This window comes from Spirochaetales bacterium, assembly GCA_016930085.1.
In the GTDB taxonomy this organism is placed as follows: domain Bacteria; phylum Spirochaetota; class Spirochaetia; order SZUA-6; family JAFGRV01; genus JAFGHO01.
In genome coordinates this window covers 16,932-36,154 of the sequence record JAFGHO010000107.1, presented here as the reverse complement: position 1 = coordinate 36,154, position 19,223 = coordinate 16,932, and the positions used below count along the sequence as shown (strand labels likewise).

The window sequence follows — 19,223 nt, the reverse complement described above, 5'->3', positions numbered from 1 at the left end:
CACTTACATGACGATCAGGGTACCGAACAGCGCCCCCGATCGTTCGATTGCCTGCAGTATTCCGATAATAATATCCGTCGAGAGTCCCGCCGTCCGCAAGACGTCGACGAGATCGTTCACCGTCGTCGTATCCTCGATCACGAATTTGTCCCCGCTTTCTTCCTGCTGCCCGTAATACGAACCGACGGTAATATTGATATCACGGTATGAAACGGCGACTTTCCCCACTTTCACGTTTTCACCGATAATGATAACCCCCGAGTTCGGATCGATGACGACCTTTCCCGATATATCCGGGACAAGGGTGAGGGCCTCGATTTCCGCGATAAATGCGACAGGATTTCCGCGCCGCGATTCGGGTATCGTCACCTCGATCATCGCCGCGTCCCGGCTTTCCACCTGTATGTTGTCAAACGCACCGGTAATCGCTTCCGCGACCTTGCTGGCCGTCACAAAATCCGGGTTTCTCAGGATAATCCTGATTTTACCGTTTTCGTTATAGACCGATGTGATTTCCCGTTCGACGATACCGCCTCCGGTAATCGTTCCGACTGTTTCAACGACCTGTCCCGTTTTGGGGACAAGCACCCTCCCCTGGGCGACGGCATAAACACGGTTATTCGCCGCTTTCAGGTTCGTCTGAAGCAGGATTCCCCCCTCGAGTGTTCTGGCGTCACCGATACTCGACACCGTGACGTTCACCCTGTCACCGGGACGGACGAACGGGGGAAGTTCCACGGTGACCATAACCACCGCGCAATTCTTGCTTTTAAGGTCATCAGGGCTTACCTCGATATTGAAATTCGAAAGGAGGTTCGAAAGGGTCTGTCTGAGGAGGGGGGAACCGGATGAATCGCCTCTTCCCGCAAGACCGGTGACAAGCCCGATCCCCGAAAGCTGATTGTCGCGTATGCCGTTCAGGGAGGCGATATCCTTGATACGCACGGTCGGTACCGAAAAGAGAAACGCAGCACAAAACATGAAAAGGAAGGCGGCTAAAGCCGGTTTATATGCCAATCCGCACCTCCTTCTCCCCTGTCACCGCGGCATCGAGCCATATTCCGGAATCGTGCGGCCGCACACGTATCTCATCACCGATACTCCCCGAATTGCAGGCCGTACCGCTCATGGTCAACCGTATCGTTCCCTTTTTGATGATGATCACGACCTCGTCCCCCGCACGAACGTCGATCCGTTTTGAAAGATTCCGCATCCGGATGAACTCGTTTTTATTTATCACCGTACGTGCGATATACTGACCGGGATTCCGTGAAACGGGGAGAAGCGCTTCGGTAAACGGTGATATTTCGGCCTCGGAGGCAGTGAGGGATTCCACGGTGATTTGCCCGCCTGCTTCGATATCACGATGCGCCTTGAATGCGGGTATAAACAGACGAAAACGGATAAAAAGATTGAAACGTGCCGCCTCACCCGAAGCGTCTGCATATGCATACTCGACGATCGCCTCCCCCCACGGATTGCCGTTCACACGGTTTGCCTTGAGAAAACGGAACGAATACCGCTCCCCCGCCTTTCCGTCGGGGAGTACCGGGCTGCCGTTAATTTCGACTTCCGCCCGCACGTCGCGGTCGTACACCTCGGAAAGCAGAAACCGGCAGAATCCTTCCGCAAAACCGGGGCCGAGCATCGAGGCCTGCCTTCGGGGGACAACCGCGGTATGTCTCCCGACGATAACGCCCACCGGTTCACCCGGCGGCCGCAATGCATCACGTATCACCCGGGAGGGGATGATATGAAGCGAATCCGGATCAAGGGAGAGAACGGCCGTATCGAGTCGTTTATCTGCCGGCGCGACAAGATATGATACACGTATTTCATCATCTTTTAAAATCACTACGTCCTTCATATGAATCGAAGACGCGTTACCGCGTTCACCGTAGAGGACAGAACAAAAACAAAGGAACATAACGAGATGAGTCAACGCGATTTTTCCTGTCATATCGGCCTTACCCATACCTCACCCTGTTATCGTTTCAGGTTGTTCGCGGTTGCCAGCATCGAATCCGATGTCTGGATTGCCTTTGAATTGAGTTCATACGCCCGCTGGGCGACGATCATGTTCACCATTTCCGTGACAATCGAGACATTCGACATTTCAAGATATTTATGGATGATTTTCCCCATCCCGTCGAATCCGGGTCTTCCGGTGATCGCTTCGCCGGAGGCGTTACTGACCTTGAAGAGATTTTCTCCGATCGCATGAAGCCCGGTCGGATTGACGAACCGGTATAATTCGAGCTGGCCCACTTCGAGAATATCGTCCGATCCCGCTACCTTGACGGTAATACGGCCGTCCTGTGACACGGTCAGGCTTTCACGGACAAAGCCTTCAGGCAGAATGACTTCCGGCATGAGCCGGTATCCGTTTGAATTGACGATCTGGCCGTTTGAATCGATCTTGAACGAACCATCCCTCGTGTAGCCGTATGTCCCGTCATAAAGCAGCACCCGGAAAAACCCTTCCCCTTCGATCGCCATATCGGAGATATTGTCCGTGAACTGGAGATTCCCCTGGGAGAATATTTTCTGCGTCGCAGCCGGGCGCACACCATGGCCGACCTGGATAGGTGTGGGGATGTTGGTCACCTCGGTGGCGGGCGTTCCCGCGACCCTGAGTGTCTGGTAGAGCAGGTCCTCGAAATCCGGCCTGTTCTTTTTGAATCCCGTCGTATTGACATTGGAGAGGTTGTTTGAAATCGTATCGATATTAAACTGCTGGCCGATCATTCCCGATGCCGCAGTCCATAATGATCTCATCATATATCGTTATCCTCCTATAGCTTTACCGCTTCGTTAATGAGCTTGCCCGACATCTGATCTTCACTTTGTATCAGGCGCTGGTTCGCTTCATAGCTTCTGTGCACTTCGATAATCTCGACCATCTCGACGACCGGATTCACGTTCGAACCTTCAACGAATCCCTGGCGTATCTTCGGCCGCCCGCTTTCGCCGATAATTACGGCCGGCCCCGATTCCTCCGTCGAATTCCAGAAGGAATCCCCCTTTTTTCTCAGATAACGGGACCGTTTGAAATCCACGAGTTTGAGCCTGTCCACCCGCTCGGTATTTTCCCACTCGTTCTCTTCCATACTTACCAGCCGGTTGTCGTCCCCGCTGTATGCCGCGTTCTGGTAGATGACCCCGTCCTGATCGATCATGAAATTATTTTTCTTCAACTTGATCGGTCCGTTTTCACCAAGGACATATTCCCCGTTCTTGGTGACAAGGTAGCTTTCATTGTTCAGGAGAAACGCGCCGTTACGGGTGTATCGTTCGCCCTCTGGTGTGAGAATACAGAAAAACTCTTCCCCCTTCCCTTCGATCGCGAGGTCGAAGGGGTTTTCCGTCTGTTTGAGGGAACCCTGGGTAAAAATGGTGAACACCTCGTTGACCTCGACGCCGGTTCCCAGTTTCCCCACAATCGGCATGGTATCGACCGATCCGAAAGGAAAATTATATACCCCGTCATCGTCCATTCTTCGGAGAAGCAGTTCGGGAAAGGCTTTGTGGATGGTCGTATCCCGCTTGTAGCCGTTCAAATCAACATTCGCGAGGTTGTTTGACAGCGCATCGAGACGGTGCATCTGTGCGACCATACCGCTCGCACCGGTATACATTCCTCGTATCAAGGGACACCTCCGGTTTTAAAAGTTTCATGATCATTACAATTATCGGTCGATTATTTTTTTCCTTAATGAGGGTTTCATGCCGGAAAAGACATATATGTGCGAATTCTTACAAACAGTCGCGTTTACGAATATTAAAAATCGATAAACGCATGCGCCGTGATGTATGCCGGGTTGTATTTTACTTTGATATTGGGATATACTGATAGTAACGACGATGAAAAACAACCTGACCGTCATTCTTGATTTTATCCTCAACCGGGCAACGGAGAAAGAACTATTCGCAATCAAGGAAGCGATAAAACGAAGGGAACGGAACGCTGCCGGTCCGTCCGGGAAAAGCCTGAGTGACATGGCGGCGGGGATGAGCAGAGAGATCGGGAAACAGATGAAGGTGCCCCTCGAGCAGATCAGGCATACGGTGAGGGACATGGTCATCCGCATGATAAAGGAAAACGCCCCGGAAATCACCGATGAACAACTCGATGTTCTTCTCAAGGAATGGGTCGGTGAACCCGAAAGGAAAAATCAACCGACGGGCCGGTTTCCCCCTGAAATGATACTCGAGATGATCCGCCAGTTTATCGCATTCAGTATCAACAAAATGCCGAAAGAAGAAGACGAACGGCTCAGGGCCGCAATGGGTGACTGGCCCGAACGATACTGGCAGAGTTTTCCGGAAGCGGTCCGTTTACTCGTTTCCCGCTATCTGAAGGGAACCCTCGAGGAAACGGTCTTCTGGAAAAATGTCTTTTCCGAACTGGGCATCTCCGGGTGACGTTATTTCCGATCACTCAGGCCTATCATCGTTACAAGCGTCTTCACAACCCGTGTGTTTTCTGGTATTATCCATAATCGTTGAGAGAGGATTGTAATGATTCTTAAAAAAGAGAGGTGAACCGCTATGTATGAATGGTTTAAAAATCTCAATCATGTGCTTCAGGCCCTTATCGCAACCGGTTTTACCTGGTTTGTGACCGCACTCGGGGCCGGGCTCGTCTTTATTTTTAAGAAAATGAACCGTAAAGTCCTCGACGGAATGCTCGGCTTTGCCGGGGGCGTGATGATCGCGGCAAGCTTCTGGTCGCTTCTTGCGCCGGCGATAGAAATGGCGGAAGGCTCGGGCGTTCCCGCATGGCTTCCCGCGGTGATAGGGTTTCTCTCAGGCGGCGCGTTTCTTCGTCTCATCGACAGATTTCTCCCCCACCTTCATCTCGGTGAACCGATCGAACATGCAGAGGGGGTAAAAACATCGTGGCGGCGGAGCATCCTTTTAGTCCTCGCCATCACCCTTCACAATATTCCCGAAGGACTTGCCGTGGGTGTCGCCTTCGGGGCGATCGCCACGGGAGTCGACTCCGCGACACTCGGGGGGGCTATCGCTCTCGCGCTGGGTATCGGTATACAGAATTTTCCCGAAGGTACAGCGGTCTCCGTCCCCCTTCACCGGGAAGGGCTTTCGCGCCTCAAGAGTTTCTGGTACGGTCAGCTGTCCGGAATCGTGGAGCCGGTCGCCGGTGTATGCGGCGCGGCCCTCGTTATCCTGATGAAACCGATTCTTCCTTACGCGTTGGCTTTCGCCGCCGGCGCCATGATATTTGTCGTGGTCGAAGAGGTTATTCCCGAATCGCAGGGATCGGGGAATACCCATATCGCGACCCTCGGTGCGATGGCAGGTTTCGCGATCATGATGGCCCTCGATGTGGCGCTTGGATAAATCAGTATATTCACAATAATAAACAGTGTATGAAATATCATACACTTTCTGAGCCGGATATCCGCCCCGATTGAAAGCCTTTTTTAATTATCTATATTATAAATAATTAAAAATTTAATCCACCATTCCTCATGTGGCACAATAATTGCATTATTATTCGCATAGAGGGGGATATTTATGGTAAGAAACAAGACGACGAGATCCCAGACAGATCCGCTGCAATCCTACTTTGATCAGATAAAAGATACACCGCTCCTGACGTTCGAAGAGGAGCTTGAATTATCAAAAAAAATCCAGGCAGGAAATCTTGAAGCCCGTCAGAAACTCATCGAAGCCAATTTAAAGCTGGTGGTAAAAATTGCCAGAAGCTTTAAAACGAACGATGTTTCCTTTCTCGATCTTATCCAGGAGGGAAACCTCGGACTCATGAAAGCGGCGGACCGGTTCGATTTCAGGAAGAATGTGCGGTTCAGCACCTACGCATCATGGTGGATCAAGCAATCGATCGTTCGTTCGCTTTCAAACAAGCGCCGCGCGATTCGTCTTCCTCACAGAAAGGAAGAAAAGCTGCGGAAAATCAACAAGACAATCAATGCTCTGTCCCAGAAACTCATGAGAACCCCGGATATGCATGAAGTGGCGGTAGAACTCGGTATCGATGAAAAAGAGATCATCAATATCCTGACAATCTCCAATCATATTGTCTCCCTTGACAGCGAGACGAACGATATGTCGGGAACACTCCAGGAGGTGCTGGAAGATTATTCGTATGATCCGGACAGGGAATTAATGCAGAAAAACCTTCATGAGGAAACACTGAAACATCTCGACAGGCTGCGTAAAAAGGAAAAAGAGATCATCCTCTACCGTTATTCCTTTTACGGCGGAAAAAAATGTACGCTGAAAACGATCGGCGCACGGATGGGTATCTCTCCCGAAACTGTACGCCAGATTGAAATGAGGGCGCTTTCGAAACTCAAGGAGAATGCGGAAGAACTGCGGGAGTATTGCATCAACTGATACAATGACGGGGCGGGCCTGCAAACGGATCACTTCCTTGCAGGTCCTCCCCATTACATACACAATCCCGGCTTTATACCGCCAATGTCATACATGTTATTGTATCGTCAACCCGTATACGTATTCCTTTCCATCTCCATAAATATATCGCCGGATGTTATAACATCGCTTGTCCCTGCCGAAAACATAAAATATGGGATATCCCCGATAATCCGGATGTCAAGCCGTCCGGAATTGCCAGAGCATCAGGACACCGGGGGTTGTTGTCCCCTGCTTTTTGCACAATGATTGAGGGTGGGATGAGACGATATGAAAAAAAATAACAGCGGCGTAAACAATACGGTTAAAAAAAGAAGGCAGACAAAAAAATCGATGATGAAAGAACGTTCGATCAGGGCAGTCGTCATGCTTTTCATTATTTTTTTTCTTCTTACGATCATCCTCTGCTTTATTCCGGAAAAACCTGGAAACGATATTGCAGAAACGGAAGGAAACGGCGAAGCCCCCGTACCTGAAAGGACGGGGGGACCGGCAAGAAGAGAAGAACCCGAGGTTTTTCTCTCGATCGTCATCGACGATGCCGGCTACAGTCTTTCCGAACTCACGAACTTTCTTGATTTTCCCGCCCCGCTTTCCATCGCGGTTCTTCCGCAGCTTCCCGAAAGCAGGGAATCCGCGCGGCGCATCCTTGATGCCGGGAAAGAGGTGCTGCTGCACCAGCCGATGGAACCCCTCGGCCATGAAGACCCCGGCCCCGGGGCGATTTACACCACCTCTACCGCCAATGAAATCGAATCGATACTCGAGAAAAACCTCTCATCCGTTCCCGGCGCCGCGGGAGCGAACAACCATATGGGCTCAAAGGCAACGGCGGACGAACATCTCATGGATGTCGTTCTCGCCTTTTTCAAAAAAAAGGGAATGTATTTTCTCGATTCGAAAACAACGCCATATTCAGTCGCCGAACAAAGCGCGTCATTATATGATGTCCCCTTCTTCGAACGGCATATCTTCCTTGACTACGAGACGGATGATGATATAATCAGAACCCAGATGAAAAAAGGACTGGAGCTGGCCGTCAGGACCGGGTACGCGGTACTGATCGGTCATATCCGTAATACCGTTATTATCGATATTCTCGGAGAGTATATGCCGGTTTTCAGGGAAAAGAACGTGCGTCTGGTAACACTTTCCGAATTAAAACAGACCGTTCATTACGGCCGGAATAATGGAATACATTGAATGAAAATACTGGGCATCGAAACATCGTGCGACGAATGCGCGGCCGCGGTCGTTCGGGACGGAAAAACCATCCTTTCGGACTGTGTCGCATCACAGATCGATATCCACAGGCCGTATTACGGTGTGGTACCGGAAATCGCCTCACGCAAACACACGGAATGGATCACCCCCGTCGTCACCGAAGCGCTGGAACGGGCGCACCTCTCAGTACACGATATTGACGGTATTGCGGTCACCTACCGTCCCGGCCTTATCGGTTCGCTTCTGGTCGGTCTTTCCTATGCCAAGGGGCTGGCCGCCGCATGCGGCATCCCGTTTGTCGGGGTGGACCATATTTACGCCCACCTCTATGCTCCGCACCTGGAAAAAGATATCCCCTACCCCTATATCGGGCTTCTGGTTTCCGGGGGCCACACGATCATCGCGCTCGTCGAAGGCTATGACAGCTTTTCGGTACTCGGTACCACGATCGACGACGCCTGCGGCGAGGCATTTGACAAGGTCGCAAAATATTACGATCTCGGATATCCCGGCGGCGTTGTCATCGACAAACTCGCGCAAAAAGGAAATCCCGACGCGTTTTCCTTTCCGAAACCGTCCCTGCACAAAGGCGATCACAGCTATGACGTTTCGTATTCCGGCCTCAAAACGGCGGTCGTCAACCAGCTCGATCAATTCTTGAACGCCGGATATGAAAAAACTCCGGAAAATATCGCCGCCTCCTTCCAGAAAACGGCAATCGATATAATCGTCTCACGCGTCAAACGGGTTGTCGCGGATACCGGCCTCGCGACGGTCGTCGCCGGCGGCGGTGTTTCGGCAAACAGCTATCTCAGAAAACGGCTTGGTGCAGAAGAGGGAATCGAATCGGTATTCCCCTCCCCCCGGCTCTGTACCGACAATGCCGCCATGGTGGCGGGCCTCGGTTACCGCTATCTTGAAGCAGGCAGGAGGGACTCGTTCGATCTGAACGCCGAAGCGCGGGTTCCCCTGTTCAGAAAAACCTACCCGTAACAGTCCTCCTGCGGCATACACTACATCCCGATCAGTTTGTCCGCGGCTTCCTGTGCCGTTTTTTTGACACGTTCGCTGTAATCGAGGAACACGGCATACTGGACCGGATCGATACCGATCGGATCCTTCAGTTTCGCGAGGTTGTTGATGGCCGCAATGACGAGTTGCTCGTCGTAAACCTGTTTCTTTTCCGTAATCGCGTTCATATAGGCGAGATAATCGGCAAGCGTTTTCGCCGCCTTGCGGTTTCCCATACTGCCGAGGCAGTCTATCGCCTGGATGAGATGCGGCCTGGTATCCCTTCCGACAAGGTGGTCCTGCCTGGTTCGTTCGAAATGACGGATCACCAGGTCCGTTGCCTCACTCATTTTATACGCGGTGATTTCCCTTACCGCACGGTAGCGTATCTCCCGGAGGATTTTCTGCTCCTCCGTCACGACGCTGTCGGTGGTCAGGGCCATTTTAAACGAACGAATAATTATATCCCTCTTCTCCGAATCGGAAAGCTCCTCGAGGTCGATACCGAACTCGAACGCCTTCCGGCGGTCCGGGATCGGGCCCGTTTCGATGACGGCGAGGAGGTTGTCCTTGAAACTACCTTCGATCTTGAACAGGGCCAACCGCGCCGTTTCCGTGATATGGACCGAATACTTGAGTGTATAGGAGGTAAAGATACGGGAAAAAGAGCTTTTGTCTCCGAGTTCGCCGAGTGTTCTGATACAGGTATCGACTATATGCAGATCCGGCTTTTTCTGTGACAGGAAAAGCTTGTTCTGGTGATCGAGGAACTCGTTTAACTGGACGATAACGTTTCGGTCGCCTTTCGCGATCACGGCCAGGGTATCCAGCGCATAGGTTCTCGTCACCCCCGTATCGTCGACCTGTACGAGTTTCAGAACCGAATACCTCGCCTCCCGGTAGGGTATCTCCTCGATTTTTTTTAGGGAATCGATAATCATCGAGCCGACCGCCGGCGCGCTGTTCAATAATCCGATATTGCCGATGATAAACTCGACCGCCTCATGATAGAGGGGCCCCATATTGACATCCTTCAACCTGAAGGAATTCTCGATAATGCTGATCTTTGTATCGATATCACCCTGGTTGAAATAACGTATATAGTTGCCGACAATCGCATCTTTCGTATCCTGGGCGTATATCCCGATAACACCGAAAAGCAAACAGCCTGCAATCAAGACCCTTTTCATCATCACGGTCTCCTTCCCTTGAAAATATCGGGGCTGCCTGACGGAGAGACGGCACCCGTATATGGTAGACGACCTGGACGGTTTCCCGTTCACTCTCCCGAATCGAATATCTTCTTTCCGACCGCATAATCCGAAAGACGGACCGAATTTCTGAAGACCTCCACATCCTTTATTTCCCGGTCGAGTTCCGTTATCGAATAGGTGTACGTCCCGTCCGCGCGGGCTTCGACATCCGCCTGTTTCGAAGCGGCGAATCGTTTGACCTCGTCCTCGATAAAGCGCGGCATGTTTTTCGGGCGTTCTTCCTCATCCGCTCCCCGCATCGTCGCCGTATCGACCGCCAGCGGATTTGCACGGATCGTCCGGTAGATCCGCTTTCTCAGGTTTTCCCGCTTTATCGCCTCGTTTTCTCCCTTTCGCCGCGCGTTTCTTATAATGGGAATGAGGTAGAAAAAGAATGAAAACGAAAGGGGGACGATCCCGAGTGCGATAAAGACGAGCGCCGGCGGATTGTCGGCGAGTCCCTGCAAAAAATCATTGAGAAAGCGGTACACGAGCGCGAAATCGACAATCAGCTTGTTTCCGACCATAAAAGGGAGGTTCGGCTCGAAAAGCGCGTAATAGCTGAAATAGGCGCCGAAAAAGATGTTGAATCCGTTGAAAAACCCGATCCAGCGGTTCTTCGACTGCTTGTTGTAATTGAAGGGAACGGGGCGCTTCCGTGGCGGGGTACCGAGTGAGACCTCCCGCATCGCCTCGACCGTTTCCGCCGTCCTGAGCAGTTCGGGGAAAAAATAGACGATCGCACCGTTATCCGTCACCCGCGGTTCCCCTTCGTACTCGAGAAGGTAACGGTTGATGAGTTCGTTTGCCTCGTAGGAATCTTTTCCCGTCATCGACATGAACTCTTCCAGGGTGACCGCCCCCTTGTGACTCTGGATAAAGGAAATGATATATTTCTTTTCGTTTGTCTCGAAATCCTTATTCACATCCGGTTCGCCGAACACAAAAGCGAAAACCGCCTTGTGCAGCGGCCTTCCGCGTTTCCTCGCCGACGGTCCCTTTATGATCTGGCCGTAGAACCATATCCGGGCAAAGAGCTCGAACAGCTTGATAACGAGGTAAAAGGCGCCCCCTTTCGAACTGCGGCTGCTGCTTCTCCCCCTTCCTCCCGCTGAAACCGCGATTGATGCCACCACCGCCGCGAGGAAAATCGCGAGAAAAAGCAAAAAGTACCCGACGAGCATGACCATGATCCATATCTTGAAAAGAAAGGCAAGTACCCTGCCCAGGCTTTTCAGAAACCCCGCAAAAGCCCGTTTTAATCCGGGAATGAAGCCTTCAACCTGGTTCGTCATGCCATGGGGGAAATAATAGATGAGTTCCCCCGATTCTGTCGCCCGAAGATGCCCGCGGTATTCGTCGAGCACCACCTTGACCGCCTGTTCCACCTGGAACTTCGGCAGGCCGGAGGAGGCTACGAGATCGGCAATCGTCGATTCGTTGTTTCTCCGTTTCAGAACACGCACCAGTTGATTTTTTACCTTCGGCATGTTGAAATCGTATATCTTTTTTGTTTTTGTTTTTACCATATGATTCTCGAAATCCTCCTCACCTCAAGTGTCTACCGTATACTCTAATCAAACCGGGATTATAAATCAAGACATCGGGAGAGGTATTTCAGCGATATCGCGGGTTATCGGCGGCACAATGCCATCAGAGATTTTTTCTTTTTTTTGATCCGGTTGTCTTTCCGGTTTTTTTGGTTTTGACGGCAGGCATCTTTTTCTTTGTGCCCGCTTTTTTCGTTGATTGCCGTGATTTTTGACGGGATGCTGTCGATCCGTTCCTCTTTTTTCGCGGCTTTTGTGCCGTTTTTGACGGTTTTGCCTTATTTTTTTGCCGCGAGGCTTCAACCGATCTTTTTTTCGTCATTTTTGCGTCCGCCGCCTTTTTTTTCTCTTTCACGATCGTAATACGGGCGACCGGTTTTGCGTGAAGCCGGGTTCCGCGCGAGGCGTTGCTTGCCGTTTTCAGTCCGGAACAATCGTATTCGGCTTCAAGGAGTTTCGAACGTTTGGTCTTTACAAAATGAAGCAGAAGTACATCATGAGTATTTTTCTCCCTGAAATAGAGGATACCGTAGCGTGACGGCGGGAAAAGAGTGTAGAGCTTATCGGTAATGAACTTACTGATATGGATTTGCTTGCCCCATGCGACCTTGTTATCGTCGCGATAGACGAGGGTAAAAACCGCCCCCTTCTCCTGATCGAATATACCGCAATACAGCATCCTGCCGGTAAGGAGGACCTTGTCCGCCGGCGCCATGATCCGGTACGTGCCGTCGTCCGTTACCACCAACACCCTGTCGTATTCACTGACCGTGATACTCGATACCCCGCCCCTGATGGAGGTGCCGAAAAATCCGGTTTCAGGATCGTAACTCATTCTGATATCGGCCTTTGCGACCGTTTTCTTGTCGACCGTTGAAAACCTCGTGATTTCCGTGCGCCGCGGATAGTGATCCGCATACCTCACGATCAGGCCTTCGAGAAACGAGATGGTCGTCTTTGTGAGGGATTTCAGTTTTTCCCCGCACTCTTCGATCCGCGCCACGATATCATCGGTCTCTTTTTTGTGTTTTTTGATATCATAGACCGATATCCGGCGTATTTTCAGTTCGAGCAGACGTTTGACGTCATCGTCCGTCATCGGTCTGATAAAAAGGGATGAAAAGCCCATCATCCCCTCATATACTTCGGCGACGAGCTGTTCTTCGCTTCCGGCTTTTTCGAGGCGTTTATATACCTTGTTGACGATAAAAAGATGTTCGAGGGTAAGCCAGTGCCGCCGTTCCGTCAGGCCGGCCAGTTCCAGTTCGAGTTCCGCCTTTATCTGGTTCCTGAGCTGAGCGGTGATCTCGTTCAGATACTGGGTCACCGTGATCTCGACCGGGTGGTTGTTTCTGATCACCACGATATTCGAATTCACACTCATCTCGCATTCGGTATAGGCAAAAAGCTGCGGCAGCACGTCCTCGACCGTGGCGCCCCGCGAACAGTGGAGTTCGATTTCCACCCGTTCCGTCGTAAAATCGCTTATCGTCCCGACGCTGACCTTCCCCTTCTGGACGGCCGCTTCGATCGAATTGATAAGGTTCGTGGTCGTCGTCGAATACGGGATCTCCCGTATGATGAGTTTTTTTTCACCCTTTGTATCGATCCTCGCCCTGACACGGACCCTTCCGGCGCCGTCATCGTATTCCGAGACATCGACAAGTCCGCCCTGAAAAAAATCGGGGTATATTTCGATCTGCTTCTTTTTGAGGATGTCAACCTGTGCGCGCAGAAGTTCGATAAAGTTATGGGGCAGTATTTTCGTGGTCATTCCAACGGCGATCCCCTCCGCCCCGAGCATCAGCAGAACGGGAAGTTTCGCGGGTAAAAATACGGGTTCCTTTTTACGGCCGTCATAGCTCGGCTTGTATTCGGTCAACTGCCTGTTGAAAAGGTTTTCACGGGCGAGCGGCGTGAGCCTGCACTCGATGTAGCGGGGTGCCGCGGCATTATGACCCGTAATGACATTGCCGAAGTTTCCCTGCTTTTCGATAAAGTATTCCTTGTTCGCGAGGACGACCAGAGCGTCCCTGATCGACGCGTCGCCGTGGGGATGGAGCTTCATGGTTTCACCGATGACATTCGCCACCTTGTGGAACTTGCCGTCATGGATGGTCATGAGGGTGTCCAGAATCCGCCGCTGGACGGGCTTGCACCCGTCGCGTATATCCGGTATTGCCCGGTCGACGATCACGTAGCTTGCGTATTCGACGAAATTTCTTTCCATCAATGGTTTTAACTGACTCATATCGCGGCCCCTATATGACATCCATGTTGAGGTTTTTTATAATGAACCGTTTTCGTTCCGGTGTATTTTTCCCCATGAAAAACTCGAGTATTTTATGAACTTTTCCGAGCGATCCGACCTGCACCGGAATCAATCGCATATTCTCCCCGACAAACTGCTTGAACTCGTTCGGGCTGATTTCCCCGAGTCCCTTGAATCGCGTCACCTCCGGATTACTCAGCGCTTTCACCGCCTCATCGCGCTCCTGTTCGCTGTAGCAGTAGACGGTTTCCTTTTTGTTTCTCACCCTGAACAGGGGTGTTTCGAGGATATAGACATGGTTCTTGATAACAAGGTCCTCGAAATAACGGAGAAAATAGGTAAGGAGAAGATTACGGATGTGCATACCGTCCACATCCGCGTCCGTGGCGATGATGACCTTCGCGTACCGTAGTCCCTCGAGCCCGTCTTCCACCCCGAGGGCGCACATGATGTTGTACAACTCCTCGTTTTTATACACCGTATCCTTTTTATGCCCGTACACATTCAACGGTTTCCCCTTGAGTGAAAAAATGGCCTGGGTATGAACATTCCGCGCCTGAATCATCGCGCCGCCCGCCGAATCCCCTTCGGTGATGAAAATACTGCTTTCTTCGTGACGCTTGTCACGTATGTCGGTGTAATGGATCTTGCAGTCGATAAGTTTCGGAATCCTGATGGCGACCTTTTTTGCCCGTTCCCGCGCCTGTTTTTTTATGGTGGAAAGCTCCTTCCTGAGCCGCTCGTTCGTCTTGATCTTCTCGATCAGTTTCTTCGATTCCGTCTGGTTCTTGTGAAGCCAGATAAGCGTTTGTTCCCTTACCGAATTGACGATCCATGACTTTATTTCCGTCGAGCCGAGTTTGTTCTTTGTCTGGCTTTCGAAGACCGGATCCTTGAGTTTGATCGCGATCGCCCCCATGATCCCCTCCCGCACGTCCTCGCCGGTAAAGGTCGTCCCCGCGTACTCGTTTATCCCTTTGAGTAATCCCATTCTGAACGCGGTCTGGTGGGTTCCTCCGTCGATCGTGTACTGGCCATTGACGAAACTGAAATAATTTTCACCATACCCGATCGTATGGGTAAAGGCGAACTCGCATTTCTGTTCCTTGTAATAGATGATCTTGTAGAGAATCGGTTCGTTTCCGATTTCCGCTTCGAGAAGGTCTTTGAGTCCTTCCCTGCTCGTGAATTTTCTTCCATTATAATTGATGAGAAGCCCGGAGTTCAGATAGGAATAAAATGAAAGCCGCCACTCGATATATTCCTCGTTCCAGGAATAGTTTTTGAAGATCGAGCGGTCGGGAATAAATCTGATATAGGTACCGTTTTTTTCCGCGGGTTTTTTTCCCTCTTTTTTCTCAACGAGTTTCCCTTCACTGAAAAGCCCCCGCACATACCGGCCGTCCCGGTAACTGGCCACTTCGAACTCGCTGCTCAACGCATTGACCGCTTTGGTACCGACGCCGTTCAGACCCACCGAGAACTGAAAGACGTCATCGGAATATTTCCCTCCGGTATTGATCCTGCTGACGCAATCGATCACCTTGCCCAGCGGAATACCGCGGCCGTAATCCCTCACGGTCACTTCATCACCCTTGCGGCGTATCTCGATCCTCTCGCCTTCTCCCATGATAAACTCATCCACACTGTTGTCGATCACTTCCTTGAGGAGAATATAGATGCCGTCCTGGGGGTGACTCCCGTCACCGAGTCTCCCCACATACATACCGGTTCGAAGACGGATATGTTCGAGAGCGTCGAGGGTTTTTATGGCTTTTTCATCATAGATGACATGTGATTTCCCCATAATATTTCCCCAGTTACTGACTTAAATTTCCATAATTATCCCAGATTCGCGTAATAAGGTCAAGGGCGCAAGCGGCAGGCCCGTACCGTTACCCTTCTGCTACTCGTTACCGATCGGCAGACACACCGCCGATTCGACGGATTCCCGTGAAAGGGGACGGCGGCATTGCAGAAAATAAAAGCGGTTCTTTTCCCTGTAATAATTGTAGCCGAGAAAACAGAGACGTCCCGGTTCGGCCTCCGTCGTGTCCTGGATGGGGGAATAGAGACCCGTGGGAAGCCGATACGACATATGTCTGGGAACCGTGTCATAGTTTTCTATTTCGAAGAGGCCGATCGAGTAATCCTTATCGAGGACCTGGACATAGAGACGTCCGTCGGCATAATATCCGCTTCCGTAAAGGACCACATCGCCCGTCCCGGAAGCGAGCGACTTTTTTACCGGCTCAGGCGTTTCGGAACCGGCCTCGATCGCGCATGAGGTGAGGCTGAAGAAACGGTAGGAAACCTCCCCGCCCGCCTCCCAGTCCCTGCTTGACGGAAAAAAAACGAGGTCCTTCTCCGTCACCACGAGTTTGAGAAAATCATCTTCTCTTTTTTCCCTGAAGAGTTCCCTGTGGCTGCCCGCCTCAGTATCGATTATGATAATGAGATTGTCTCGGCCTTCAGCTTCGTATCCGGCGATCATAAAACGTGACGGGACGCTTCCTGCATCGCTTACCAGTATATCGAGAAAAGCCGAGTAGCGTTTTTCCAGCCGCTTCCCGCACCCGTCATACCGGAAGAAATCAAACAGGTACCCCTTTCCCGGCGTATAGTCCCCGGAAACAGTCACCACACCGTCTTTCAGTGGATACATGTTCATGAAATTGCCCTCGATGACGGTCTCGAGGCTGCCGCTTGCGGGGTGCCAGACAAAGAGGTGTTTTTCAAAAGGCTTTTCGTAAAGGTTTCCGCTCAACCAGTAACACGTGCGGGCGGTCCGGCCGCCGCCCGCCGGGTGAAAATACCGTGAAAAAAGATACGGTGTTTCCTTTAAAACCGAAAGCGTTCCCTCCACGGTGTCATACGCGTAGAGCCGGTTGTAAAACGGAAAGAAAATTTTTCCCGTCTCCTGCGCAAGCGACCCCGCACAGCCCGAGCAGATACAGAGAACACATGCGATAGAGCAGATCCTGTTCATCGAACCTCGATAATGTATTTCAATACGGCATCACCGCATTGAAATGCGCCATTACCGGACGACTTCATAACAGCGTGAAAACCTGGGCGAAAAGTATACTTCTTCGGCCAGGACGAGGGTTCTCCGCGCGGTATCGATATGAGCCTGCAATGCCTTTTTCGCCCTGCTTCTGCTCCAGAAATAGACGATATTGTAATACGTCTTCATGATCGAATAGAGGCCGGAAGTCGTCCAGTCGATCAGGGATGTATTGGAATCGATATCGATACCGAGTTCGTTATAAACCCGCCATGGCACCTTTGTGCAATACCAGTAATAATTGTCGCTTTTTGTCACCATATTGAAAACATCGATCGTATTTTCAAAAAATCCATACGCCATATTCGTATTCGCCGGATCGCAATAAAAGTCCATTCTTTTTTGCGCCGTATCGAGTGACGACCGGTCGGGCGCGGCCACGGGTTTCATGACACACACATTCTGCTTGGTCATCCACTGTATGGCCGTTTCAAAACCCGCACCTTTCTCGATCGCCGTCTGAAAACAGGGGGCCTCGAGGTTCGTGGGATCGAATTTGTCCAGATCGAATACGGCACCGTGATTGTAATTTCCCTCAGTCGCATTCGGCGACACCCAGTCGATGAGATAACCGGCAAGGCTGTTTGCCCCGCCCGCGAGATAGACATCGCCGTCCGAGCCGAGTGGAAGATCCGCGAGCGGCGGAAAATCGGTCAGGGGTGCGGTCAGTCTGCTCTGTTTTTTCCCCTTTTCGAGAAACTCGAGAAACTCCGCTTTGGTCGCCCCGCCGTATCTGGCGTCAAAATCATCGAGAACACCGATCAACTCATCGACCGCAGCGGGGTCGCCGGAAAGCTGTGCTTTCTGGTAGCACGCCATGACTGCCGAAAGCTCTTTATTCAACGCGGATGCGGCCTCTTCCTCCGTAACAGGCCCGGCCGGCTCTGCGATATCCGAACAACCGGCCAGAATAAAAAGGGCCGCCGCTGCCGCAATAATCAGGTAACCATATACTTTTATCATACACTCCTCCTTGTCGGGAATAGTATTGGAATCTATCCCCTATATTCGAAGAAGTCATCACTTTTGTCAATTGAATTATAATAAAAAGTATATTAGTTCCTGTTGAATAACGATTTTTTTCTATAATGCTTAAGATTTTCATTCAGATTTGTATAAAGAAAATTTCTCACAGTCAGAGTTCTCAGAGAACACAGAGAAAATATTTTTTATTTTCTTCCCCGTGTCCTCCGTGAGAAATTCCAATTTCATGCCGGAAGACTCGTAAGGCAAAACGTTTTTTCAGGATGCCGGCCCGCCGTCAACTAAATATCATCGTCCCCGAAAAAATCGTCTTCCTCCGCACCATCATCTTCATCTCCCGCATCACCGCCGAATTCGACCGGAAAACTGCCGTTATTCCGTTTTGCATAGAGTTTTGCGATATACCTGATCCGGCCCGCCTTTGCGGCAAGTTCTTTCGATATCGTGTTGAAATCTTTGAAAAACTGTTCCGTGGTGAGTCCCGGTTTGATGGTACCGTGCCCGTACCCCTGTTCGTGATAGCTTTCGAGTTCCAGAAGACGGAAATACACCCGTTCGAAGATAAAGAGGATCCTTCGCAGCCTGAAAAGCGGACCGATCAACTTTTTCTTGTCCCGGAGGTTATCCATGGTCGAACCCGTTTTACCCTCTTTTTCTTCCTTTATCCACCGTTCGATAATCTCCTGATTCTTCATCAGATCCTTGTATTGCCGTTCGAATTTAATCAGCTGGACCGCATATAATCCGGCATAAACCCGGATCGCCTTGAGGGCGTTGGGTTTGAAGGCCTCTATCCGTTCCGCGATCCATTGGCGCCTGAATTCTTTAAGGTTACTCACCTTGACGGCTATTTTTTTGAACAACTCCCCGGGGCGCTGTTCCACCACCTCGCCGGGTACGGCGCGCAATGACGTTCCTTTTTCGTCGACGCATTCCACTTCGCCCTCGTCGCAGGCAACAAGAATATCCCCCGCCGGAGAAGATGTGACATTGAATGACGTGCCGCGCACACCCATGACCGCGGATTCCGTCTGCACGAAGAGATCCTGGTCCTGGCCGAGTTTGTTTACCTTGAGAGCGAGTCCCCCGGTCAGCATATCGAAGGCCGACATCTTCTTTCCCGCATGTTTGTTGATTTCGATGGTGACGGTCGTATTCGGTTCGACATCGATGACCGTCCCCGGACTGAGCGGGGAGGTCAGAACGATCGAGAGTTCGCTGTTACCATATGTCCGTATGAGGTCATAATTTTCAATAGCGGAGCCCTCCCGGCAGTCACCGGCGCCGAGGATCCTTCCGTTCCGTGTTATTTCGATATCCCCGTCGCAATATTCGATATTCCCGACAACCTCACCGAAAGCGGTCACGACACCCGCAAATAACGAAACGATACATACCGCGGCAATAAAAAATCTATTCATCTCGAGTTCCTCCATCAT

The 19,223-nt window shown here is 51.1% G+C and carries 16 protein-coding genes; 5 read left to right on the top strand and 11 right to left on the bottom strand.

Annotation, left to right across the window (positions count from 1 at the left end; all coding sequences use genetic code 11):
• Window positions 1–3: 3 nt before the first annotated feature.
• Genes JW881_18310 through flgF form a run of 4 tightly spaced genes read right to left on the bottom strand, consistent with a single transcriptional unit; the run spans window position 4 to window position 3,650 of the window.
• Complete coding sequence (locus JW881_18310) at window positions 4–1,017, bottom strand: flagellar basal body P-ring protein FlgI (protein ID MBN1699481.1); 1,014 nt, start codon at window positions 1,015–1,017, stop codon at window positions 4–6.
• On the bottom strand, window positions 1,007–1,975 hold the full coding sequence (flgA, locus tag JW881_18305; GenBank protein ID MBN1699480.1) for a flagellar basal body P-ring formation protein FlgA: 969 nt from the start codon (window positions 1,973–1,975) through the stop codon (window positions 1,007–1,009). The genes JW881_18310 and flgA overlap by 11 nt, the downstream gene beginning before the upstream one ends.
• A gap of 11 nt (window positions 1,976–1,986) precedes the next feature.
• On the bottom strand, window positions 1,987–2,781 hold the full coding sequence (flgG, locus tag JW881_18300; protein MBN1699479.1) for a flagellar basal-body rod protein FlgG: 795 nt from the start codon (window positions 2,779–2,781) through the stop codon (window positions 1,987–1,989).
• A 14-nt stretch (window positions 2,782–2,795) separates the two neighbouring features.
• A complete protein-coding gene (gene flgF / locus JW881_18295) occupies window positions 2,796–3,650 on the bottom strand; it encodes a flagellar basal-body rod protein FlgF (protein ID MBN1699478.1) in 855 nt (284 codons plus the stop codon).
• A gap of 214 nt (window positions 3,651–3,864) precedes the next feature.
• Between flgF and JW881_18290 the strand changes: the two genes are divergently transcribed.
• The 5 genes from JW881_18290 (at window position 3,865) to tsaD (ending at window position 8,640) form a co-directional block, all read left to right on the top strand.
• Window positions 3,865–4,425: a hypothetical protein gene (locus JW881_18290; GenBank protein ID MBN1699477.1), complete on the top strand. Its 561-nt coding sequence runs from the start codon at window positions 3,865–3,867 to the stop codon at window positions 4,423–4,425.
• A 126-nt stretch (window positions 4,426–4,551) separates the two neighbouring features.
• On the top strand, window positions 4,552–5,364 hold the full coding sequence (locus JW881_18285; protein MBN1699476.1) for a ZIP family metal transporter: 813 nt from the start codon (window positions 4,552–4,554) through the stop codon (window positions 5,362–5,364).
• Window positions 5,365–5,541: 177 nt separating this feature from the next.
• Window positions 5,542–6,384: an RNA polymerase sigma factor RpoD/SigA gene (locus JW881_18280; GenBank protein ID MBN1699475.1), complete on the top strand. Its 843-nt coding sequence runs from the start codon at window positions 5,542–5,544 to the stop codon at window positions 6,382–6,384.
• 309 nt (window positions 6,385–6,693) lie between these two features.
• On the top strand, window positions 6,694–7,626 hold the full coding sequence (locus JW881_18275; GenBank protein MBN1699474.1) for a divergent polysaccharide deacetylase family protein: 933 nt from the start codon (window positions 6,694–6,696) through the stop codon (window positions 7,624–7,626).
• Window positions 7,627–8,640, top strand: a complete 1,014-nt coding sequence (gene tsaD, locus JW881_18270) for a tRNA (adenosine(37)-N6)-threonylcarbamoyltransferase complex transferase subunit TsaD (protein MBN1699473.1) — start codon at window positions 7,627–7,629, stop codon at window positions 8,638–8,640.
• A gap of 20 nt (window positions 8,641–8,660) precedes the next feature.
• Here the strand turns inward: tsaD and JW881_18265 are convergent, their stop codons facing one another.
• The 7 genes from JW881_18265 to JW881_18235 form a co-directional block, all read right to left on the bottom strand.
• Entirely contained in the window at window positions 8,661–9,851 is a 1,191-nt protein-coding gene (locus JW881_18265) for a hypothetical protein (GenBank protein MBN1699472.1), read from the bottom strand.
• 86 nt (window positions 9,852–9,937) lie between these two features.
• Window positions 9,938–11,440 (bottom strand): hypothetical protein, encoded by a 1,503-nt coding sequence (locus JW881_18260; protein ID MBN1699471.1) that lies wholly within the window; start codon window positions 11,438–11,440, stop codon window positions 9,938–9,940.
• 124 nt (window positions 11,441–11,564) lie between these two features.
• Window positions 11,565–13,712, bottom strand: a complete 2,148-nt coding sequence (locus JW881_18255) for a DNA topoisomerase IV subunit A (GenBank protein MBN1699470.1) — start codon at window positions 13,710–13,712, stop codon at window positions 11,565–11,567.
• 10 nt (window positions 13,713–13,722) lie between these two features.
• Window positions 13,723–15,540, bottom strand: a complete 1,818-nt coding sequence (locus JW881_18250) for a type IIA DNA topoisomerase subunit B (protein MBN1699469.1) — start codon at window positions 15,538–15,540, stop codon at window positions 13,723–13,725.
• A 99-nt stretch (window positions 15,541–15,639) separates the two neighbouring features.
• Window positions 15,640–16,722, bottom strand: coding sequence for a hypothetical protein (locus tag JW881_18245; protein ID MBN1699468.1), 1,083 nt, complete (start codon window positions 16,720–16,722; stop codon window positions 15,640–15,642).
• 51 nt (window positions 16,723–16,773) lie between these two features.
• Window positions 16,774–17,763: a hypothetical protein gene (locus JW881_18240; protein ID MBN1699467.1), complete on the bottom strand. Its 990-nt coding sequence runs from the start codon at window positions 17,761–17,763 to the stop codon at window positions 16,774–16,776.
• 302 nt (window positions 17,764–18,065) lie between these two features.
• A complete protein-coding gene (locus JW881_18235; protein MBN1699466.1) occupies window positions 18,066–19,205 on the bottom strand; it encodes a FecR domain-containing protein in 1,140 nt (379 codons plus the stop codon).
• Between the last annotated feature and the right edge of the window lie 18 nt (window positions 19,206–19,223).